Origin of the sequence: Pseudomonas cichorii (assembly GCF_019719005.1) — a bacterium.
Lineage (GTDB): Bacteria > Pseudomonadota > Gammaproteobacteria > Pseudomonadales > Pseudomonadaceae > Aquipseudomonas > Aquipseudomonas cichorii_E.
Genome location: NZ_JAIGPJ010000008.1, coordinates 45,423 through 67,762, shown reverse-complemented (window position 1 = coordinate 67,762; position 22,340 = coordinate 45,423). Strand labels below are relative to the sequence as shown.

The window sequence follows — 22,340 nt, the reverse complement described above, 5'->3', positions numbered from 1 at the left end:
TTGGGGTCGAGGTCGAAACATGACGTTTTCCGCTTCTCAGAAAGGTTTGTCGTTCGTTGGGTGGCTGATTGCGCTGGCGTTTGTCGCATTTGTGACGAGCACGGCTTTCAAGCTGATCCCGCACTATCTTGATTACATGTCGATGAAGAAGATCATCGAGTCGGTCGAGAGCAATCAGGCCCTGGAGATCACCACGGTCGACGATTTTTACAGTTATGTCGGTAAAAACATGCAGGTCAACAATATTCGGGATGTGGATTTGAACAAGGCTTTAAAAGTGGCGGTGCAGAACGGCAAGTTCAGCGCCCATTTGAACTATGAACAGCGTGAGCCGTTGATCCAGAATATCGATCTGGTGATGAAGTTCGATCAGCAATTCAGCGTGGGTAAACCGTGAGCGTATCCTTGAGCCGCCTGGAGCGTCAGCTCGGCTACACCTTCAAGGATCAGGAACTGATGATCCTGGCCCTGACTCACCGCAGTTTTGCTGGTCGCAACAATGAGCGTCTGGAGTTTCTCGGTGATGCGATCCTCAACTTCGTAGCCGGTGAAGCCTTGTTCGAGCGCTTTCCCCAGGCCCGCGAAGGCCAGTTGTCGCGTTTGCGCGCACGTCTGGTGAAAGGGGAAACCCTGGCATTGCTGGCCCGTGGTTTCGATCTGGGCGAATATCTGCGTCTGGGTTCCGGCGAACTGAAGAGTGGCGGTTTCCGTCGCGAGTCGATTCTGGCCGATGCCCTCGAAGCATTGATCGGTGCCATCTATCTCGATTCGGGTATGGAGGTTGCGCGTGAGCGTGTCCTGGCCTGGCTGACCAACGAGTTCGACAGCCTGACCCTGGTCGATACCAACAAGGACCCGAAAACTCGACTGCAGGAATTCCTCCAGTCCCGCGCCTGTGAACTGCCACGCTACGAAGTGGTGGATATCCAGGGCGAACCGCATTGCCGGACATTTTTCGTCGAATGCGAGATCACCTTACTGAATGAAAAGAGTCGAGGTCAGGGTGTCAGCCGTCGCATTGCCGAACAGGTAGCCGCGGCCGCAGCACTCATTGCCCTGGGCGTGGAGAACGGTCATGACTGATACAACTGCAACTCGCTGTGGCTATGTTGCCATCGTCGGCCGCCCCAACGTAGGCAAGTCCACGCTGCTCAACCACATTCTTGGCCAGAAGCTGGCGATCACCTCGCGCAAGCCGCAGACCACTCGTCACAACATGCTGGGTATCAAGACTGAAGGCGCCGTGCAGGCGATCTATGTCGATACCCCCGGCATGCACAAGAACAGCGAAAAAGCCCTCAACCGCTACATGAACAAGACCGCTTCGGCTGCGTTGAAGGACGTGGACGTAGTGATTTTCGTGGTTGACCGCACCCGCTGGACCGACGAAGACCAGATGGTGCTCGAGCGCGTCCAGTACGTGCAAGGCCCTGTCATTCTGGCGATCAACAAGACCGATCGCATCGAGGACAAGGGCGATCTGATGCCGCATCTGGAATGGCTGCAGGGGCAGTTGCCCAATGCGTCCATCGTGCCGATTTCTGCACAGCACGGGCACAACCTCGATGCTCTGGAAGGCCTGATCGCTTCCCATCTGCCGGAAAACGATCACTTCTTCCCGGAAGACCAGATCACCGACCGCAGCAGTCGCTTCCTGGCTGCCGAGCTGGTTCGCGAGAAAATCATGCGCCAGCTGGGTGCCGAGCTTCCGTACCAGATCACCGTCGAAATCGAAGAGTTCAAGCAGCAGGGACGTACCTTGCATATCCATGCCCTGATTCTTGTGGAACGTGACGGCCAGAAGAAAATCATCATTGGCGACAAGGGTGAGCGGATCAAGCGCATCGGCAGCGATGCCCGTCGCGACATGGAGCTGCTGTTCGATTCCAAGGTCATGCTCAACCTTTGGGTCAAGGTCAAAGGCGGCTGGTCCGATGATGAGCGCGCCTTGCGTTCGTTGGGCTACGGCGACCTGTAAGTGCCCTGTCACCCGGTCATGAATCTTTGTGACCGGGTGAACCTCCTTTCTTGCGAGCCACCCCGATGAGCACGCCAACCGGCCAACCTGCTTATGTGCTTCACAGCCGGGCCTATCGCGAAAACAGCGCTCTGGTCGACTTTCTCACCCCGCAAGGTCGCTTGCGTGCCGTGTTGCGTAATGCCCGTGGCAAGGCGGGTACGCTGGCGCGTCCTTTCGTACCTCTTGAGGCCGAGTTTCGCGGGCGTGGCGAACTCAAGAATGTCGGGCGCATGGAAGGTGCCGGCGTAGCCATCTGGTTGTCCGGCGAGGCCTTGTTCAGTGGGATGTACCTCAACGAACTGCTGATTCGCCTGTTGCCATCGGAAGATCCTCATCCCGCCGTTTTCGACCACTATGCCGCGACCCTGACAGCCTTGGCGCAAGGTCGTCCTCTGGAACCGCTGTTGCGTTCATTCGAGTGGCGACTTCTGGACGATCTGGGCTATGGCTTCGCGCTGGACGTGGATATCAATGGCGACCCGCTTGCTGCCGATGGTCTGTATCGCCTGCAAGTGGATGCAGGGCTTGAGCGGGTCTATCTGCTGCAGCCCGGACTTTTTCAAGGCGTTGAGTTGCTGGCCATGGCCGAGGCCGACTGGAGCGCTCCGGGTGCGCTGTCTGCCGCCAAGCGCCTGATGCGTCAGGCACTGGCCGTGCATCTGGGCGGACGTCCATTAGTCAGCCGTGAACTGTTTCGCAAGCCGTGAACAGGCTTTATGCTCTGCGGCCTGCTTCGATCAAATTTCAGGAGACACCCGTGACCCAAAGCACTCGCATCCTTCTTGGCGTTAACATCGACCACGTTGCCACCTTGCGTCAGGCTCGCGGTACACGTTATCCGGATCCGGTGAAAGCCGCGCTGGATGCCGAAGAGGCGGGCGCGGATGGTATCACCGTGCATTTGCGCGAAGACCGTCGGCATATCCAGGAACGCGATGTCTTGCTGCTCAAGGACGTGTTGCAGACCCGCATGAATTTCGAGATGGGCGTGACCGAAGAAATGCTCGCCTTTGCCGAGCGCATTCGTCCGGCCCATGTATGTCTGGTTCCTGAAACCCGCCAGGAGCTGACGACCGAAGGCGGTCTGGATGTGGCCGGTCAGGAAGAGCGGATCAAGGCAGCGGTCGAGCGGCTGGCGAAGATCGGTTGCGAAGTCTCGCTGTTCATCGATGCCGACGAACAGCAGATCGCCGCTTCCAGGCGCGTCGGTGCTCCGGCCATCGAACTGCATACTGGCCGCTATGCCGATGCGCAGACGCCAGCTGAAGTCGCAGAAGAACTCAAGCGCATTGCCGATGGTGTAGCGTTCGGGGTGGCTCAGGGGCTGATCGTCAATGCCGGTCATGGCCTGCATTACCACAACGTCGAGGCTGTGGCAGCGATCAAAGGCATCAATGAGCTGAACATAGGTCATGCGCTGGTGGCGCATGCCTTGTTCGTCGGCTTCAAGGCTGCCGTGGCAGAAATGAAGGCCTTGATTGTGGCAGCAGCGAAATAATGACCGTCCTGCGCGGATGAATTCTCTCCTTGCGGGAGCGGATTTATCCGCGAAGACTCAAGGCTTGCGCCCGACAATCACAGCACGCATCGGTGCTGGCAGGCCTTCCACGGTGCGGCTGTGGTCCTCGGGGTCGAGGAAGTCGCCCAGCGACTGATAGCGCATCCATTCAGTGCTGCGCTGTTCCTGCACGGTGGTGGTGCTGACATCCACGCAACGGACATCGACGAATCCGGCGCGACGCAGCCACAGTTCCAGTGCGGGTACTGACGGCAGGAACCACACATTGCGCATTTGCGCATAGCGATCTTCCGGGACGAGCACTTGCTGCGCATCACCCGGCACCACCAGTGTTTCCATGACCAGTTCACCGCCCTTGACCAGGCAGTCCTTCAGGGCCAGCAAATGGTCTATGGGTGATTTGCGGTGATACAGCACGCCCATGGAGAACACGGTATCGAAGCCTTCAAGGTTGGCCGGCAAGTCTTCCAGAGCAAAGGGCAAATGCCAGGCGGGCAGGTCCGGCAGGTAGCGCTGCATGGCCTGGAACTGGCAGAAGAACAGCCAGTTTGGATCGACACCAATCACGCTCTCGGCACCTGCACCCAGCATGCGCCACTGGTAATAACCGTTGCCGCAGCCCACATCCAGAATGCGTTTGCCCTTTAGGTCCAGGTGCGGCGAGACCCGTGACCATTTCCAGTCCGAGCGCCATTCGGTATCGACATGCACGCCGAACACATCGAACGGCCCCTTGCGCCAGGGCGACAGGCCCATCAGTGCCTTGCGCAGTCGGGTGCGGGTTTCACCGTCGCACTCGACCTCCAGGGTAAAGCTGTCGGCTAGCTCGACACGTTCGGCTGTGAGTGGAGGCAAGGCATCCAGCGCGCTTTGCCAGCGTTGCAGGTCGCCGTGCCCCTTGGCCATCTTGGTATCGAGTTGTGCTTGCAGGCCGTTGGCCCATTCAGCGAGTGGCGTGCCTGCAAGGCGGCGGACAAGTGGAGCGAGATCAATCATGGCAGGGCAATCAACGAGGCAAAGTTAAGGCATTGGAACCAGGGGACGACCTTTGAAAAGCCGGCGGTCAACAGACGTTGGCGGTGTTCTTCGAGGCTGTCGGGTTTCATGACGTTTTCGATGGCGCTGCGCTTCTGGGCTATTTCCAGATCGCTGTAGCCGTTGGCGCGTTTGAAGGCGATATGCAGGTCGGTCAGCAGTTCATGTTCCTGCTCGTCGTTGAAGCGCAGCTTTTCCGAGAGGATCAAGGCTCCGCCCGGCACCAGTGCCTGACGAATGCGGGTCAGCAGCGCGAGTCGCTGTTCCGGGGCAATGAATTGCAGGGTGAAGTTCAGCGCGACCACCGAAGCGGGCTGGAACTGCAACGCCAGAATATCTCCCTCAATGACCTCGACCGGCAGTAATTCCTGGAACATCGAGTTCTGCGCATTGAGGTATTCACGGCAGCGCTCGACCATCGCTGCCGAGTTGTCCACGGCGATGACCTTGCAGCCTTCACTGCGCACATGCCGACGCAGGGCTTGAGTCACGGCGCCAAGGGAGCTGCCCAGGTCATACAGCACCGTATCGGGTCTGGCGAACTGTGCTGCGAGCACGCCCAGATTCTCGACAATCGTCGGGTAGCCGGGCACCGAGCGCTTGATCATGTCAGGAAAGACCCGCACGACATCCTCGTTGAAGGCGAAGTCAGGCACCTGAGCCAATGGCTGGGCGAAAATGCGGTCGGGTTCTTTGCTCACGGCGGTTCCGGCGAAGGCTTTGAAAGGCGGGCATTCTAGCCAAGTTGTCGCCGGGATGCATGAGGCAGAGCGTGCTGTCTGACAGAGCGCGTAAAACGCCTCAGTTCACGGTGATTGCACACTCGAAAGTCTGTTCGGGAGCTGCTTGCGGTGTCCAGGGTTGCTGGTAGATCATCACCAGTTGCCCTGTGCCTGCATCGGTCGCTTTGTAGCGCCATACCGATTGTCCGCCACTGCCCACCATTTCCGTGCTTTGCGAGTTTTTATAAACCTCGGGTCCCAGGCTGCGCAGCACGCTTTGTGCCGGATTCTGGATCTGCCAGCGAAAGCCGGTGGTGGGGTTGCTGGGCAGCGTGAGGATCAGGGTTTGTCCGCTCTTGAGCGTCAGCGGGCAGTCGCTCTGGGCTTCCACTGAAACGATGCTTTTCGGGGTTTGCGCGCAGGCGGTCAGCAGGGCAAGGCTCAAGGGGGCGAGGAGGCGGGCATGGGTCATGGCAAGTTCCGGTTTTGCGTGACGATGCTGGAGCATAACGCATTGACGTGTGGGCACGATGAAGAACTGTGCTGCCTTTCGGGCAGGCGTTATACCCGACAATGTGGGGGATTTTTGTTGGTTTGGGAAAAATCCTACAGTGTTGATGGGGTGTTGTGGATTCTGTTTCTGCTCTTTATCAAGTATTTGAGCTTCCAATAAAAATTAATGGAATCACGAATGGATTGTACGCAGTCGCAATCCTGATTGTTTCGTAGCCTCCAGTGCGGGTGGCTGGAGATTTCAAGTCCAGTGCCCCGCTTTTTTCAGTCGATATGGAGTGATAGCGATTCGCTTTTGTTGTTGTTTGGCAAAAGAAGGGGCTTGTGCGCTATGTAAAACCTAGAATGAGGTGGCATTTCGATAAGGAAGTGGCACAATCGCCAAGGTTTTTTGTACGGCAGGCTATTTGCGGTTTAATCGGCCACAAACAGCGACTGCCCGGCAAGCAGCAGCCAGTCAGTTGCGAGTGGTTGTGAGCATTGGATTTTGTTCATGACTCTCGAAGGCGGTTCGTTGGACAATATGCACAGGATGGTCGCAGCGTGGACGTAGCAGGCGTTGCTGCGGGCGGCTTTTTTGTTTTCAGGGCGTTGGTCGGGCTTTATCGATCAGTTATCCCGGCGCTCAGCAGTAAGACAAATTGGTTTTTTCGACCTTGAAGTCTCGTTAATCCCAGGACAGCCTGCCTCATTTTCAGGAATTATTATGTTTAGCGGAAAAAAACTTCTCATCTCTGGCGGTACCGGTTCTTTTGGCAACGCTGTCCTCAAGCGCTTCCTCGACAGTGATATTGCGGAAATCCGTATTTTCAGTCGGGACGAGAAGAAACAGGACGACATGCGCAAGCGCTATGCCAATAGCAAGCTGAAGTTCTATATTGGCGATGTGCGTGATTACCAGAGCGTGCTCAATGCCACGCGCGGTGTCGATTACATTTTCCACGCCGCAGCCCTGAAACAGGTTCCGTCCTGCGAATTCCACCCGATGGAAGCGGTCAAGACCAACGTCATCGGTACCGAAAACCTGCTGGAAGCGGCTATCCAGAACGAAGTTCGTCGCGTTGTCTGCCTCAGCACCGACAAGGCCGTCTATCCAATCAATGCCATGGGTATTTCCAAGGCGATGATGGAAAAGGTCATGGTCGCCAAGTCGCGCAATGTCGACGACAACAAGACCGTCATCTGCGGTACCCGCTATGGCAACGTCATGGCTTCGCGCGGATCTGTGATTCCTCTGTTCATCGACCAGATTCGTGCCGGTAAAGAGCTGACCCTGACTGACCCGAACATGACCCGCTTCATGATGACCCTGGGCGACGCTGTCGACCTGGTGCTCTATGCGTTCGAGCACGGCAACAACGGTGATCTGTTCGTACAGAAGGCTCCGGCGGCGACCGTCGAAGTCCTGGCCAAGGCGCTGACTGCACTGGTTGGCAAGCCGGATCACCCGATTCAGGTGATCGGTACTCGCCATGGCGAAAAACTGTATGAAGCATTGCTGAGCCGCGAAGAAATGGCCTGCGCCGAAGACAAGGGTGACTATTTCCGCATTCCGCCAGATTTGCGCGACCTCAACTACGCCAAGTTCGTCGAGCAGGGCGAAACCAAGATTTCTCGCACCGAAGACTACAACTCGCACAATACCGAGCGCCTGGATGTCGAAGGCATGCAGCGTCTGTTGCTCAAACTGGACTTCATGCGCGCCATCCAGCGTGGCGAGCACGCTACGCCGGAGGAGTGAAGATGAAGGTTCTGATTACGGGCGCCAATGGTTTCGTTGGCCAGAATCTTGTTTCCCATCTCGGGGAACGGGCCGACGTGCAGGTTCTGCGCTTTACCCGTGACGACTCTCTGGACAGCCTGCCAGCGCTGGTTGCACAGGTGGATTTCATCTTTCATCTGGCGGGCGTCAATCGTCCGCAGGATCCGCAGGAGTTCCAGACCGGCAATACCGACCTGACTCGTGCCTTGTGCGATGCGATCGTGAGCAGTGGTCGTCAGGTGCCGATTCTGTACACCTCTTCGAGTCAGGCCGAGCTGGACAATGCCTATGGCAGCAGCAAGCGCGGTGCCGAAGACGCACTCCTGGCTCTGAATGCCAGCCATGGTGTGCCGGTTCACCTGTTTCGCCTGCCGAACGTTTTCGGCAAATGGGCGCGGCCGAACTATAACTCGGCTGTCGCAACGTTCTGCCACAACGTCTCCCGCGGCTTGCCGATCAGCATCAACGATCCACAGGCGCGTATCAGTCTGGTCTACATCGATGACGTGGTTAGGCATTTCCTGGCCGTCATGGATGGCAAGCTGGCGGGTACGCCTTTTGTGAATGTCGAGCCGCAATATGCGATCTCTGTGGGTGAACTGGCCGAGCAGCTGCATGTGTTCCGCGACAGTCGCCAGACGATGATCACCGAGCCGGTCGGCACGGGTCTGGTGCGAGCCTTGTACTCGACTTACCTGAGCTACCTGCCACCGGACCGCTTCACTTATGAAGTGCCCAAGCATGGTGATCCGCGTGGCGTGTTCGTTGAAATGCTCAAGACCCGGGACTCCGGGCAGTTTTCCTATTTCACGGCGCATCCGGGCATTACCCGTGGTGGTCACTACCACCACTCCAAGACCGAGAAATTTCTGGTCATCAAGGGCAAGGCCTGTTTCCGCTTCCGCCATATTGTTTCCGGCGAGTTCTATGAGTTGTTCACTACCGGTGAGCAGCCGCAGATCGTTGAAACCGTACCCGGCTGGACCCACGACATCACCAATGTCGGTGAGGACGAGATGATCGTCATGCTCTGGGCCAATGAAATCTTTGATCGGGAACACCCGGACACTTATGCGCGCCCCGTCGGTACTGAAGCCTGAGCCGCTGTTGACAGGATATTGAAATGAAAAAGCTGAAAATTGTAACTGTCGTGGGTACGCGGCCGGAGATCATTCGTCTGTCGCGGGTCATGGCTGCACTGGACGAGCATTGCGATCACATTCTGGTCCACACGGGCCAGAACTACGATTACGAACTGAACGAAATCTTCTTTCAGGACCTGGGCATCCGCAAGCCGGACCACTTCCTGAATGCCGCCGGTGCCAGTGGTGCAGAAACCATCGGTAACGTGATCATCGCTGTCGATCGCGTGCTGGCTGAAATCCAGCCTGAAGCTCTGCTGGTGCTGGGTGATACCAACAGCTGCATGGCCGTGTTGCCAGCCAAGCGTCGCAAGATCCCGACATTCCACATGGAAGCGGGCAACCGTTGCTTCGATATGCGGGTGCCGGAAGAAATCAACCGTCGCATCGTCGACCATACGGCCGACATCAACCTTACTTACAGCACCATCGCCCGGGATTACCTGTTGCGCGAAGGTCTGCCGGCGGATCGCGTGATCAAGACCGGTAGCCCGATGTTCGAAGTGCTGGGTCATTACCGTGAAGGTATCGACAATTCGGACGTTCTTACCCGTCTGGGGCTTGAGCCTGGCAAGTTCTTCGTCGTCAGTGCGCACCGTGAAGAGAACGTCGACTCGGACAAGAACTTCCTCAAGCTGGTGGACGTGCTCAATACCGTGGCCGAGCAGTTCGACCTGCCGGTGATTGTCTCCACCCACCCGCGTACCCAGAAGCGGGTTGACGCTATGGGTGTGACTTTCCATGCCAATGTGCGCCTGCTCAAGCCACTGGGCTTCAAGGATTACAACAAGCTCCAGCTCGAATCGAAAGCCGTACTGTCCGACAGCGGCACGATCAACGAAGAAGCTTCCATCCTGAACTTCCCTGCACTGAACCTGCGTGAAGCTCATGAGCGTCCTGAAGGCATGGAAGAAGCTGCGGCCATGATGGTCGGGCTGGAAACCGAGCGCGTACTGCAGGGCTTGAATATTCTCGACAGTCAGTCTCGTGGTGACGAACGCAGTCTGCGCCTGGTGGGCGATTACAGCATGCCCAACGTCTCGGACAAGGTCGTGCGTATCCTGCACAGTTACACCGACTACGTGAACCGCGTTGTCTGGAAGCGTTACTGATCCGAGTGGTAGAAATGGCTGAAAAAGCGTTAAAAGTTCTTGTCGTAACGCAGTATTTTTGGCCGGAGAACATGCGGATCAATGATCTGGTCCGCGATCTTTCGGCAAAGGGGCATGAAGTCACTGTCTTGACGGGGTTGCCGAATTACCCGGAAGGCAAGGTATTCGAAAGCTACCGCGAGAAGCCTGAAGGATTCAGTCAGTATTGCGGTGCCGACGTCATCAGGGTGCCGCTTGTCCCGCGGGGCAAGCGCAGTCTGACTCTGGTGCTCAACTACCTGTCGTTCTTCATCAGCGCTTCGACGCTGGGTGCTTTCAAGCTGCGTGGGCGCAAGTTCGATACGATCTTCGTGTATGCCGTCTCGCCTGTCATGGCCGCCATTCCGGCGCTGGTGATCGGGCGGTTGAAGCGTGCGCCGGTGTTTGTATGGGTGCTGGATCTGTGGCCCGAAACCCTGCGTGCAGTCGGTGTGCTCAAGCAGCCTTTGCTGCTGGGGTTGGTTGGCAAGGTCGTTTCGTGGATCTACAACCGCACCGATTATCTGTTGCTGCAATCCCATGGTTTTCTGGACAATGTCAGGCGCTACTGCACCCGACCGATTACCGATGATCGCCTGGTTTACTTTCCAAGCTGGGCCGAAGACGATTTTTCATCTTCATCGCCGCCATTGTGTGATTTGATCAAGCCGGACCCGAATGTATTCACGGTCGTCTTTGCCGGCAATCTGGGCGAGGCTCAGGATTTCCCTGCCGTACTGGATGCTGCCGAGTCGCTACGGGCCAGTAATGCCGTGCGCTGGGTCATTGTCGGAGATGGCCGCATGAGCGAGTGGATGGCCGAGCAGATTGCGACCAGACAACTGGACAATGTGCACCTTCTGGGACGTCATCCACTGGAAGCCATGCCAGGGCTGTTTGCCCAGGCCGATGCCTTGCTGGTGTCGCTGAAAACCAATGATGTGTTTGAAAAGACCATTCCGGGGAAGGTTCAGGCATACCTGGCGTCAGGAAGACCCATACTGGGAATGATCAATGGTGAAGCTGCACGTGTGATCAACGAGTCCGGTGCCGGTTTTGCCTGTGATTCCGGTGATGCCCAGGGGCTGGCAGCGATTACCCGCGCACTTGCAGATTCCGGCCAGACCCAGCGCGAAAGCATGGGCCGGGCAGGGCGCAACTATTACGAGCAGCACTACGCCAAGGGCAACCTTCTGATGCGTCTGGAAACCCTTTTCCGTCAAGCTACCCTTCGCAAAGTGAGTCAGTCATGAGTTCCTCTTCTGTGTTACTGACAGGTGCAACCGGTTTTGTCGGTAAGGCACTGCTCGCCAGTCTGCTCACGCGAGGCGATAAAGTGACTGCCGCCGTGCGCGACTCTTCGGCACAGGTCGATCCGCGTGCCACGCTTTGCCAGGTTTCCAGCCTGGATGGACAGACGCAGTGGCAGGACAGTCTCCGGGACGTGCAGGTGGTGATCCATGCTGCAGCCCGCGTGCATGTCATGAACGACACCGAAGCCGATCCGCTGGCAGCATTTCGCAAGGTCAATGTCGAAGGGACATTGAATCTTGCGCGTCAGGCGGCAGAAGCCGGTGTACGCCGTTTTGTCTTCATCAGCTCCATCAAGGTCAATGGTGAGGGCACCTTGCCCGGCCAGCCTTACCGGGCTGACGATACGCCTGCTCCGATCGATCCGTACGGGATCTCCAAGATGGAAGCCGAGCAGGGGTTGCGGGCTCTGACCGAGCAGACGGGGCTGGAGGTGGTGATCATTCGCCCGGTGCTGGTCTACGGGCCTGGAGTGAAGGCCAACTTCCTGTCGATGATGCGCTGGCTGGACAAAGGCGTTCCGCTGCCTTTCGGAGCCATCGACAATCGACGCAGCCTGGTCGCCCTCGACAATCTGGTCGATCTGATCGTTACCTGCACATCGCATCCGGCCGCTGCCAACCAGACATTCCTGGTCAGCGATGGCGAGGACCTGTCGACGACCATGCTACTCAAGCGCATGGCCAGTGCTCTGGGCAAGTCGGCGCGTCTGCTGCCCATACCGTCTGCCTTGCTCGTGCTGGCCGCCAGATCGTTGGGCAAGCGTGCGTTGTCCCAGCGTCTTTGCGGCTTCTTGCAGGTCGATATCGAGAAAACACGCTCGTTACTGGGCTGGAAGCCTGTGGCAAGCGTGGATCAGGCCTTGTCGGCGGTCGCCCGTCACTATCAGGAACATCAAGGCAAATAGCCCCGCACCGGTTTTTCGGGGAGTGGTATTCAAATTCAGTGCGGTAGCAGGCAAAGCGCCTTGTAGCCAAATTGCGATAAATGGTTTTCAACGACGCCGCACACCATGAAGTCCGCACATTGCGACATGGAGTCAGGTGGAGGTAGAGGGATGATGATGAAATTACGCTCGCGAATGCTGGGTCTTTCGCGCAAGAACAAGCGAATCGTGCAGGTCGGCGCCGACATTGTGCTGGTCTGGGGCGCCTTGCTGCTCGCTTTTGTCGTGCGGCTGGGGTTTGACGCGACCTTCTCCTCCCTCTTCGATCACCTCTGGTTGTTCGCCGCAGCGCCGGTGTTGACCATCCCCATCTTCATCCGCTTTGGCATGTACCGCGCCGTCATGCGCTTTTTCGGCAACGATGCGCTGATCACCATCAGCAAGGCCGTCAGCCTGTCGGCCTTGCTGGTATCGCTTGTGGTGTATTGGTATGGCGACCATGAAGTGGTGGTCCCTCGTTCGGTCATTTTCAATTACTGGTGGTTGAGCCTGATCATGATCGGCGGCTTGCGCCTGATCATGCGCCAGTACTTTCTGGGTGACTGGTTCATGGCTTCCCAGCATGTGCCTTTTACGTCACGGGATAACGGATTGCCCAAAGTCGCCATCTACGGTGCTGGCGCAGCGGGCAATCAACTGGTCGCAGCCTTGCGTCTGGGGCGCATGATGCGTCCTGTGGCTTTCATCGATGACGACAGCAGCGTGACCAAACGCACCATCGCCGGGCTGGTGGTTTACAAACCCCGGCATATTCAGCAAATGATCGATGCCACCGGTGCTCAGGAGATTCTGCTGGCCATTCCGTCAGCGACCCGTGCGCGTCGTCGCGAGATCCTCGAGTACCTGGAAGGCTATCCGCTGCATGTGCGCAGCGTTCCCGGCTTCATGGATCTGGCCAGCGGCAGGGTCAAGGTCGATGACATCCAGGAAGTGGGCATCGCCGACTTGCTGGGTCGCGATTCGGTGTCGGCTCAGGATGATCTGCTGGAACACTGCATTACCGGCAAGGTCGTGATGGTAACCGGCGCAGGCGGTTCGATCGGCTCCGAGCTGTGCCGTCAGATCCTGATGCTCAAGCCCTCCCGGCTGCTGCTGGTCGAGCACAGCGAGTTCAACCTCTACAGCATTTTCGGTGAGCTGGAAAAGCAGGTTCAGCAAGAGGCACTGGAGGTTGAAGTCCTGCCCATTCTCGGGTCAGTGCGCTACTTCGAGAAGATGGTCGATCTGATGCGGACCTGGAAGGTCGAGACGGTCTATCACGCTGCAGCCTACAAGCATGTGCCTATCGTCGAACACAACAGTGCCGAAGGTGTGCTGAACAATGTCATGGGAACCTTGCACACCGCCCAGGCTGCGGTTCAGGTTGGCGTGGCCAATTTCGTATTGATCTCCACTGACAAGGCGGTTCGTCCCACCAACGTCATGGGCAGTACCAAGCGACTTGCGGAAATGATCCTGCAGGCTCTCAGTCGCGAGGTTGCGCCGGTCCTGTTCAGTGGCAGCAACAAGGTTGCTCACGTCAACAAGACACGCTTTACGATGGTGCGCTTCGGCAATGTGCTGGGGTCTTCCGGCTCGGTGATTCCGCTGTTCCACAAGCAGATCAAGAGCGGTGGCCCGCTGACGGTGACACACCCGAATATCACCCGTTACTTCATGACCATCCCCGAGGCGGCTCAACTGGTGATTCAGGCGGGTTCCATGGGGCAGGGCGGCGATGTCTTCGTGCTCGATATGGGCGCACCGGTCAAGATCGTCGAACTGGCCGAGCGCATGATCAATCTGTCAGGTCTGAGCATGCGTTCCGAACGCAATCCCCATGGCGATATCGCCATCGAGTTCACTGGCCTGCGTCCTGGGGAAAAACTCTACGAGGAGCTGTTGATCGGCGATAACGTGGTGCCAACCCGTCACCCCATGATCATGAGCGCTGACGAAGACTTCCTGCCGTGGGAGGTTCTCAAGGACAAGCTGGCGTTGCTGCTGGATGCGGTGTCCTCGGACGACTATCCCCGCGTCAGGCAAATGCTTGGCGAACTGGTCGCCGGTTATACCCCAGAGGGCGAGATTGTCGACTGGAAGCATATTGAACAGCGCGCCAATCAATAGCGCGGATTGAGCTTCGTGAAGGGGGGCAAACCCTTCACGAAGGCAAACCTCAGAACAACACTTTCGCCACATCCGCAAAGCGCTTGGCGAAGTGAACGGTCAGTCCTTCCTTCAGGTAATCGGGTAGCTCCTCGAAGTTTCCGCGATTGGGTTCCGGCAGGATCAGTTCGTTGATCTTCTGGCGCCGTGCCGCAATGACCTTCTCACGCACGCCACCAATCGGCAGGACATGCCCTGTCAGGGTCAGCTCGCCGGTCATGGCCACGCCTTTCTTCGGTGGCTGATTGCGTGCCAGAGACAGCAGGGCACTGGCCATGGTCACGCCGGCACTCGGGCCGTCCTTGGGCGTTGCGCCTTCCGGAACGTGGAGATGGACAAAGGCCTCGTCGAAGAACTTCGCATCGCCGCCGAAGCTTTTCAGGTTGGAACTGACGTAGCTGTAGGCTATTTCTGCAGACTCTTTCATCACATCACCCAGTTGCCCGGTCAGCTTGAAGCCGCGGTTCAGGGTGTGGATGCGTGTCGCTTCGATAGGCAGAGTGGCGCCGCCCATGCTGGTCCAGGCCAGGCCTGTAATGACGCCTGTGCCGGACAAGACCTGTTCGCTGCGGAACACCGGCATGCCCAGTGAAGCCTCCAGATCCTTGTTGCCGATCTTGATGACCGAGTCGGGTTCGTCCAGCAGCTTGACCACCGCCTTGCGCACCAGCTTGCCCAGTTGCTTCTCCAGTTGCCTCACACCGGCTTCGCGGGCATAGCCGTCGATGACTGCGCGCAGGGCGCTGTCGCTGATCGACAGTTTGTTCTTGGTGACACCGGCCTTGTCCAGTTGCTTGGGCCACAGGTGGCGTTTGGCAATGGCGAGTTTTTCTTCGGTGATATAGCCGGACAGACGGATCACTTCCATCCGGTCCAGCAGCGGGCCTGGAATCGAGTCCAGTGTATTGGCGGTGCAGACGAACAGCACCTTGGACAGGTCCAGGCGCAGGTCCAGGTAGTGGTCGAGGAATTCGACGTTCTGTTCCGGATCCAGGGTTTCCAGCAGCGCGGAAGCCGGGTCGCCCTGGTAGCTCTGGCCCATCTTGTCGATTTCATCGAGCATGATGACCGGGTTCATCACTTCCACGTCCTTGAGTGCCTGCACCAGCTTGCCCGGTTGGGCGCCGATGTAGGTGCGACGGTGGCCCTTGATTTCGGCCTCGTCGCGCATGCCGCCTACGCTCAGGCGATAGAAAGGACGGCCAAGGGATTCGGCAATCGAACGTCCGACGCTGGTCTTGCCCACGCCCGGCGGGCCGACCAGGAGGACAATCGAGCCGCTGATTTCGCCTTTATAGGCTCCCACGGCGAGGAATTCGAGAATGCGTGCCTTGATGTCGTCGAGCCCGGCATGGTGCTGGTCGAGCACCTTGCGGGCGTGCTTGAGGTCCAGTTTGTCTTCGCCGTAGACGCCCCAGGGCAAAGAGCTGGCCCAGTCCAGATAGTTGCGGGTCACGGCGTATTCGGGGGAGCCGGTTTCCAGGACCTTGAGCTTGCCGATTTCCTCATCGATTTTCTTGCGGGCCTGGGGCGGCAGGGTCTTGCCTTCGAGGCGCTGCTCGAACTGTTCGATATCGGCGCTGCGATCGTCCTTGCTCAGCCCCAGTTCCTGCTGGATGACCTTGAGCTGTTCTTTCAGGAAGAACTGGCGCTGATGTTCGCCGATCTTGCGATTGACCTCGGCGGAGATCTCTTTTTGCAGGCGCGCGACTTCGACTTCCTTGCGCAGCATCGGCAGGACTTTCTCCATGCGCTTGAGCATGGGGACGCAATCGAGCACTTCCTGGAGTTCGACGCCGGTGGCCGATGTCAGGGCGGCGGCGAAGTCAGTGAGGGGCGAGGGATCGTTGGGGCTGAAGCGATTGAGGTAATTCTTCAGCTCTTCGCTGTAAAGCGGGTTGAGCGGCAGCAGTTCCTTGATCGCGTTGATCAGGGCCATGCCGTAGGCCTTGACCTCGTCGGTGGGCTCGTTGGGCTGCTGCGGATATTCGATTTCTACCAGATAAGGCGGGCGATGGTGCTTGAGCCAGGTACGGATACGAACGCGGCTCAAACCCTGGGCCACGAACTGCAATCGACCATTTTCGCGGCTGGCATGGTGAACCTTGACCAAAGTGCCATACTCGGGAAGCGCCTTGGTATTGAAGTGGCGAGGATCCTCCTGGGGAGTGTCCATGAAAAACAGCGCAAGCGAGTGATGTTCGGACTTGCTGACCAGCTCCAGGGTTTCGGCCCACGGCTCTTCATTGACGATCACCGGCAGAACCTGTGCCGGAAAGAAGGGACGATTGTGGATCGGGATGATGTAGACCTTGTCCGGCAGGTTCTGGCCTGGAAGAGCGAGGGACGTGCTGTCGGAGTTCAGATGAATCGTGTGTTCGGCTGTGTCATCAGGCAAATCTTGCGAGTCTTTCTGCTGGTCACTCATAGGGCACCTGCGAAATTGAACATGATGCTTAGATGGGGCAAGTGCCCTCAGGTTTCAATGGGGGCGGTCGATAGCGTGAGTAGGAGGCAATCAGTCAATGATATGCAGGGCATTGCCCTGTGTTTTGTAAGGTTTGATTGCTTGATGGCAAATGCCTGATGTTGCGTGCTCTTAATGGGTCGACAGTTCATCTGCATGCAAAACCATGCCAAGGCTGGCGTTCTTGTTATCAGTACTGCCGTTTTGGATTGAATCGAGTATGACCAGAGTATTTTCTTCAGTTGTCCTGACTGGATTATTGGCGTTGTCCGCTGCACATGCATCGGCTGCGGCATTGACTGCCCAGGTATTCGACAAACAAGGCAAACCGCTTGCCGATGCGGTCCTGACACTCAAGGGGCCTGCCGCAGGTGCTGTCAGCGGTGGCAAGGCTGAAATGGACCAGCGCGACCAGGAGTTTTCGCCGCACGTGCTGGCTGTGCACACCGGCGCGCAAGTCAAATTCCCCAACAGTGACAACATTCGTCACCAGGTCTATTCCTTCTCCCCCGCAAAACGCTTTGAACTGCGGCTCTATGAAGGCACGCCTTCCGAGCCGTTGCTGTTCGACAAGGCGGGTGTGGTGGTGCTTGGCTGCAACATCCATGACTGGATGGTCGGCTACATCTATGTCACTGACGAACCATGGTTCGGTGTGACCGACAGCAATGGCACCCTCAAGCTTGATCAATTACCTGCCGGCCATTACGTGGCAACGCTCTGGCATCCCCAGGCTGAAGACATGCAGCCGGTTTCGGGGGGCGAGTTCGATATTCCAGCGTCGGGCCTGACCCAGCGCTTCAACCTTGATGTCGAGGTCAAAGCTGAAGATAAACCTGCCAGGCCTGCTCCGGGAGCGTTTGGCGAAGCTTTCCACAAGGCTGCTCATTGATGAATCTTCGTAACAGCTTTCAGGCGCGCATTGCCTGCGTATTGATCGCTTTGTTGCTTATCGTGGTCTGCGCGGTGTTTTTTGCCGTCAAGATCGCGACGGGCGATGCGGTCCGTACTCAGGCTCAGGCGCAACTGGAAGTGGGTAGCCGGGTTTTTGAACGCCTGATCGAGCTGCGTGGCAAGCGCTTGCGCGATACGGTGCAATTACTCTCTGCCGATTTCGGCTTCCGCGACGCGGTAGCCAGCGAGGACTCATCGACCATCCGCTCGGTGCTGTTGAACCATGGTGCCCGGATCAATGCCAGCGACATGTTTCTGCTGGGCATGGACGGTACGGTGATCTCCAGTACCGAATCCAACGTGCCGGAAGGCTCGAAGTTCGTCTACGACCAGGCATTGCGTAATGCCAAACGCAATAAACAGTCGGTGCTGATCGTCCCGGGCGGCGGCATACCGCATTTGCTGGTTGAAAGTACGGTATTGGCTCCCTTGCCCATCGGACGTGTCGTGATGGGGTTTGCCATCGATAACGATATTGCTCAGGAGCTGCGTTCCCTCAGTGGACTCGAAGTGTCGTTCCTGACCGTGGAAAACGGCCAGCCTGGCGAGTTGATCAGTACCCAGCCTGAGGCGTTGCGCCCCGGTATGGTCGAGTTGATGCGTAGCTTGTCCGAGGGGCAGATGCGGGTCACCGAGCAGTTGAATCAGAACTTTCTCAGCCAGTCACTGATGCTGGCCAACACCGGCCAGGCCAGCGACGGGCAAGTGATCGCTTTGCTGCAAAGCCCGCTGGACAAGGCCTTGCAGGCCTTTGCGCCTCTGGATGAAAAGATCTTCTGGATATCCCTGGCGGCACTGTTTGGCTCTTTGTTAGGTACGCTGGCACTGGCGCGCAGCGTGTCCACTCCGGTTCGCGAGCTGGCACTGGCGGCCCAGCGTATCGGTGATGGTGATTATGAAACGCCGGTGGTGATGAAGCGCAGCGACGAACTGGGCATGCTCGCAGGCGCCATCAACACCATGCAGCAGGGGATTGCAGAACGCGAAGGGCAACTGGCGCACAACGCCTTGCATGATGCGGTGACCGGTCTGCCTAACCGGGCGCTGGTCATGGAGCGTCTGGGCAGTGCGATTGCTGCGGAGCGCCCGGTGGCGTTGATGTACCTGGGCATCGAGAACATGGCGTCGATCAACGAAAGCAGTGGCGCCGAAGGTGTGGATCAATTGTTGCGCCAGGTGGGCAGGCAACTGCAGGATGCCCTGGGCTCCGGTGATACCGTGGCCCGCCTGGCGGTCGATGAGTTTCTGTTGTTGCTGGATCACACCACCAGCGATGGCGCCGTGGCCATGGGCGATACCTTGCAGCGTATCCTCAGTGAACCGCATCGTGTGGATAACCAGGATGTCTCCCTTGAGTGCTGTATCGGTATCACTACCTATCCCGAAAACGGTGATGCCCCCAAAGAACTGCTCAGCCGTGCAGCAATTGCCCGTAAAGATGCGGCAAGCCTGCCGGGCCGCATGCAGATCTATGAAGATGGTCGCGACCTGGCTCACCAGCGCCAGATCAGCCTGATCCGCGACTTGCGCAAGGCTGCGCAGAATGGCGAGCTGATGCTGCATTACCAACCCAAGCTGGATATCAGCAAAGGTCATGTGCGTCAGGCCGAGGCCTTGTTGCGCTGGAGTCATCCGCAGTTCGGCAATGTGTCGCCTGCCGAATTCATTGTCCTGGCCGAGCGTACCGGCAGTATCCAGTTGCTGACCAACTGGGTGATCGAAGAGGCCATGCGTCAGTTGGCCGAGTGGAACAAGCGTGGTCTGGTCATCCAGCTGTCGGTCAATATTTCTGCCGATGACCTGCTCAGTGGCGATCTGGTCGGACACGTTGTAACGCTGCTCAACCTTTATGGCGTACCGGCCGAGCAACTGATTTTCGAGATCACGGAAAGCGCCGTGATGAGCGAGCCTGAAAAAGCCCTGCTCGTGCTCAACCGTTTGCGCGATTGCGGTATCAGTCTTTCGGTGGACGACTTCGGCACCGGCTACTCTTCATTGGCACACCTCAAACGATTGCCGGTACAGGAGTTGAAAATCGACCAGTCCTTTGTTCGCAACCTGGATGAAACCAGTGAGGACGCTGTGATCGTGCGTTCCACTATCGAGATGAGTCACAACCTGGGACTCAAGGTGGTTGCTGAGGGTGTCGAGTATCAGCACAGCCTGGATTTGCTTGAGCGTTGGCATTGCGATACGGCTCAGGGCTACCTCATCAGTCGCCCTTTGACCGCCCCCGCGTTCGAGGCATGGATTGCCACGTCTCTGACTCCCACCAGCCTGATGGTTAATTGAGCTATGACCTACAGAATTTCGTTGTTGTTGGGTTGTTTTCTGGGGGCTTTCTCGTCCCTTGCCATGGCTGATAACGGTCGTTTGATCGCCACGGGAGGCGCCAGCAGCATAGAAGGTGCAGCGGGCGGCGGGATCACGCCGTGGGCGGTGATTACCGGTTATGGCGAACAGGGTGAGTGGGGCGCAAGCGCGTTTGCCACGCATATCGACTTGCCCGACTACACCCTGGATGTGGCCGGTATGGCGGTGGCTTACGGTAACCGTGTCGAGTTGTCCTATGCCCACCAGCGTTTCGATCTGGGCACCTTGCAGCACAAGTTGAGTCTGCCTGAAGACAACCTGACCCAGGATGTCTTCGGTATTAAAGTGCGCCTGTTCGGCGACCTGATCTACGATTCCCTGCCTCAGGTTTCTCTGGGGGTTCAGTACAAACACCAGAACGACTTCCTGATTCCGAGCCTCATAGGCTCAAAGCGTGATTCGGACGTTGAAGGCTATCTGACCGCCAGCCGCCTGTTCATGGGAGCGGCCTTTGGTTACAACGTGGTGGTCAACGGTGGCGTGCGTTACAGCCGCGCCAACGAAACCGGTTTGCTGGGCTTTGGTGGCGACCGTCGCGACAGTCGCAGCGTCCTCAAGGAAGGTTCGGTGGCTGTGCTGTTCAATCCACGCTGGGCCATGGGGGTTGAGTATCGCGAGAAACCGGACAACCTGTCGTTTGCCGGAGAAAGCGACTGGGCTGATATCTTTGTCGGCTATTTCCCCAACAAACACTTGTCGATTGTCCTTGCCTACGCACGACTGGGCGAAATCGCCACGCTGGATAACCAGAACGGCACTTATCTGTCTATTCAGGGGAGTTTCTGATGAAACGTCTGTTGATGGGTCTGATGATTGCCTTGCTGGTGGGCTGTGCCCAACAGCCACCCAAGGATGACAGCCTTTATCAAGACCTCGGGCAGCGCGCCGGTATTCAGCGCATTGTCGAGGGCATGTTGATGAACGTTGCCCAGGATGAACGTATCGTCGAGCGCTTCAAGAGGGTCAATATTGTCTTGTTACGCGACAGGCTGGTGGAAAAACTCTGTGTCGAGGCCGGAGGTCCCTGCGAATACAAAGGTGACAGCATGGCTGAATCCCACAAGGGGCAGAACCTGACCCGCAGTGATTTCAATGCGCTGGTGGAGAACCTCATCAAGTCCATGGATGCCGAGAAAATCCCGGTGCCGGTGCAAAACCGCCTGATCGCCCGGCTGGCGCCGATGCGTGGGGAAGTGATCGAGAAGTAATCTTCTTGCAGGCCTGTTCACAATCAAGTCGCTCACGTTGCCGACTTGATTGTGACACGGGTCAAACCGCTGTTCCCCCTTCCGAAGTCTATTTGTCTTTTGATTATTTCTGTTAAAGCAGAGGTTCTGCTTTTGTGAAGAAATATTAACTTGTGCTTTTTACCGGCTGATGGAGTTCAATTGCCCGGATAAAATCGATGCGCCAAAGCCTCATGGAATTGAAATAAAGAAATACGCCTCAAAAAATATTTCTAAATTTTTCAGGGATATGGTATTTCCTTCAGGCGCTCAAGACAGGCTATCTCCTGTCCCCAGGCCATGGCGTTATAAACAGCTACCCGTATGTGCATAACGTTTTTGTATCGAGTTCTATACGCAGTTGTACATGTGTAAGAGGAACTGCGCGTCTTCAAAAACAGCAGTGTCTATTCAAACCTTTTTTGCTTTGGTCATCTATCCCGATAACCAGGGCCGTTTTCAGTGTGTTTTTCATTCCCAGGGAAGTTATATGCTGCAGAAACAAAATGTGCTGTTGAAAAATGTTATCGCCCGTCAACTTGAGTTGATTCGCGTACTGGGCACCGGGGTCGCCATGGCGGCTGTGGTCATGCTGCCTCTGGGTACCGCCCACGCGGCAACACCGACCACAGAGGTTGCGCAGCAGGGGATAAGGGCATTCAAGTTGTGCACAGGCACTGACAACCGTGCTCATATCCAGGAAGGTACAGTCGATCAGAAGTTTCGTACCAACGTGGACATCATCCACTTCAAGGAAACGGCACCTCATTCGTCCTACGACTGGCATCCCGCTCCCGAAGAGCAATACGTGATCACTCTGAGCGGCACGCTCGAGTTCTTCACTACCGGCGGCGAAACCTTTGTCCTGCACCCGGGCGATGTGCTGGTTGCGCAAGACACCACAGGCGAAGGCCACCGCTGGCAGATGGTCGGCGACGAGCCATGGCGTCGGGCCTACATCACCCTCAAGCCGGGTGTGAAAACCGCATTCGTGCCCAAGGCTGGCTCCAAGGGCTGCTGACCGGTTTGACGGTACAGACAAAAAAGGCGGCTCCCTCAGGGGAGCCGCCTT

The 22,340-nt window shown here is 57.3% G+C and carries 20 protein-coding genes; 16 read left to right on the top strand and 4 right to left on the bottom strand.

From position 1 onward, the window contains the following. The first annotated feature begins 19 nt into the window (after positions 1–19). The 5 genes from K5D32_RS08715 to pdxJ all read left to right on the top strand — a co-directional run bounded on the left by K5D32_RS08715 (position 20) and on the right by pdxJ (position 3,518). Positions 20–397 (top strand): DUF4845 domain-containing protein, encoded by a 378-nt coding sequence (locus K5D32_RS08715; protein ID WP_221576129.1) that lies wholly within the window; start codon positions 20–22, stop codon positions 395–397. Then, the gene (gene rnc / locus K5D32_RS08710; protein ID WP_025261572.1) at positions 394–1,083 is read left to right on the top strand and encodes a ribonuclease III; all 690 of its coding nucleotides are present in this window, start codon (positions 394–396) and stop codon (positions 1,081–1,083) included. Before K5D32_RS08715 ends, rnc begins: the two co-directional genes overlap by 4 nt. Beyond that, entirely contained in the window at positions 1,076–1,978 is a 903-nt protein-coding gene (gene era, locus K5D32_RS08705) for a GTPase Era (protein WP_025261571.1), read from the top strand. The genes rnc and era overlap by 8 nt, the downstream gene beginning before the upstream one ends. Positions 1,979–2,043: 65 nt before the next feature. Continuing rightward, entirely contained in the window at positions 2,044–2,727 is a 684-nt protein-coding gene (gene recO / locus K5D32_RS08700) for a DNA repair protein RecO (RefSeq protein ID WP_221576128.1), read from the top strand. 50 nt (positions 2,728–2,777) lie between these two features. Then, the gene (gene pdxJ, locus K5D32_RS08695; protein ID WP_221576127.1) at positions 2,778–3,518 is read left to right on the top strand and encodes a pyridoxine 5'-phosphate synthase; all 741 of its coding nucleotides are present in this window, start codon (positions 2,778–2,780) and stop codon (positions 3,516–3,518) included. Positions 3,519–3,575: 57 nt separating this feature from the next. On the opposite strand, the gene cmoB is transcribed toward pdxJ, so the two are convergent. From cmoB to K5D32_RS08680, 3 genes are all read right to left on the bottom strand, one after another. Beyond that, positions 3,576–4,535, bottom strand: coding sequence for a tRNA 5-methoxyuridine(34)/uridine 5-oxyacetic acid(34) synthase CmoB (cmoB, locus tag K5D32_RS08690; RefSeq protein ID WP_221599890.1), 960 nt, complete (start codon positions 4,533–4,535; stop codon positions 3,576–3,578). Next, positions 4,532–5,275, bottom strand: a complete 744-nt coding sequence (gene cmoA, locus K5D32_RS08685) for a carboxy-S-adenosyl-L-methionine synthase CmoA (protein WP_221599888.1) — start codon at positions 5,273–5,275, stop codon at positions 4,532–4,534. Before cmoA ends, cmoB begins: the two co-directional genes overlap by 4 nt. Before the next feature lie 100 nt (positions 5,276–5,375). After that, a complete protein-coding gene (locus tag K5D32_RS08680) occupies positions 5,376–5,768 on the bottom strand; it encodes a protease inhibitor I42 family protein (RefSeq protein WP_221576124.1) in 393 nt (130 codons plus the stop codon). Between the two features lie 747 nt (positions 5,769–6,515). On the opposite strand from K5D32_RS08680, the gene K5D32_RS08675 reads away from it, so the two are divergent. The 6 genes from K5D32_RS08675 (at position 6,516) to K5D32_RS08650 (ending at position 14,209) form a co-directional block, all read left to right on the top strand. Continuing rightward, positions 6,516–7,550, top strand: coding sequence for a polysaccharide biosynthesis protein (locus K5D32_RS08675; RefSeq protein ID WP_025261565.1), 1,035 nt, complete (start codon positions 6,516–6,518; stop codon positions 7,548–7,550). Between the two features lie 2 nt (positions 7,551–7,552). Continuing rightward, on the top strand, positions 7,553–8,671 hold the full coding sequence (gene wbjC, locus K5D32_RS08670) for a UDP-2-acetamido-2,6-beta-L-arabino-hexul-4-ose reductase (protein WP_025261564.1): 1,119 nt from the start codon (positions 7,553–7,555) through the stop codon (positions 8,669–8,671). 23 nt (positions 8,672–8,694) lie between these two features. After that, positions 8,695–9,825, top strand: a complete 1,131-nt coding sequence (gene wecB, locus K5D32_RS08665) for a non-hydrolyzing UDP-N-acetylglucosamine 2-epimerase (protein ID WP_025261563.1) — start codon at positions 8,695–8,697, stop codon at positions 9,823–9,825. 14 nt (positions 9,826–9,839) lie between these two features. Then, a complete protein-coding gene (locus K5D32_RS08660; RefSeq protein WP_221599886.1) occupies positions 9,840–11,096 on the top strand; it encodes a glycosyltransferase family 4 protein in 1,257 nt (418 codons plus the stop codon). Continuing rightward, a complete protein-coding gene (locus K5D32_RS08655; RefSeq protein WP_221599884.1) occupies positions 11,093–12,061 on the top strand; it encodes an SDR family oxidoreductase in 969 nt (322 codons plus the stop codon). Before K5D32_RS08660 ends, K5D32_RS08655 begins: the two co-directional genes overlap by 4 nt. A 153-nt stretch (positions 12,062–12,214) precedes the next feature. Then, positions 12,215–14,209, top strand: coding sequence for a nucleoside-diphosphate sugar epimerase/dehydratase (locus K5D32_RS08650; RefSeq protein WP_221599977.1), 1,995 nt, complete (start codon positions 12,215–12,217; stop codon positions 14,207–14,209). A gap of 49 nt (positions 14,210–14,258) precedes the next feature. Here K5D32_RS08650 and lon read toward each other — a convergent pair whose 3' ends face one another. Further along, positions 14,259–16,676, bottom strand: coding sequence for an endopeptidase La (lon, locus tag K5D32_RS08645; protein ID WP_221599882.1), 2,418 nt, complete (start codon positions 16,674–16,676; stop codon positions 14,259–14,261). Positions 16,677–16,935: 259 nt separating this feature from the next. On the opposite strand from lon, the gene K5D32_RS08640 reads away from it, so the two are divergent. The 5 genes from K5D32_RS08640 to K5D32_RS08620 all read left to right on the top strand — a co-directional run bounded on the left by K5D32_RS08640 (position 16,936) and on the right by K5D32_RS08620 (position 22,289). Further along, entirely contained in the window at positions 16,936–17,607 is a 672-nt protein-coding gene (locus K5D32_RS08640) for a methylamine utilization protein (protein WP_221592549.1), read from the top strand. After that, entirely contained in the window at positions 17,607–19,961 is a 2,355-nt protein-coding gene (locus K5D32_RS08635; protein ID WP_221592550.1) for an EAL domain-containing protein, read from the top strand. Before K5D32_RS08640 ends, K5D32_RS08635 begins: the two co-directional genes overlap by 1 nt. Positions 19,962–19,964: 3 nt before the next feature. Beyond that, the gene (locus tag K5D32_RS08630; RefSeq protein WP_221592551.1) at positions 19,965–20,828 is read left to right on the top strand and encodes a DUF3034 family protein; all 864 of its coding nucleotides are present in this window, start codon (positions 19,965–19,967) and stop codon (positions 20,826–20,828) included. Further along, a complete protein-coding gene (locus K5D32_RS08625) occupies positions 20,828–21,250 on the top strand; it encodes a group 1 truncated hemoglobin (RefSeq protein WP_025261555.1) in 423 nt (140 codons plus the stop codon). Before K5D32_RS08630 ends, K5D32_RS08625 begins: the two co-directional genes overlap by 1 nt. A gap of 592 nt (positions 21,251–21,842) precedes the next feature. Beyond that, positions 21,843–22,289, top strand: coding sequence for a cupin domain-containing protein (locus tag K5D32_RS08620; RefSeq protein WP_260407318.1), 447 nt, complete (start codon positions 21,843–21,845; stop codon positions 22,287–22,289). Positions 22,290–22,340: the final 51 nt, after the last annotated feature.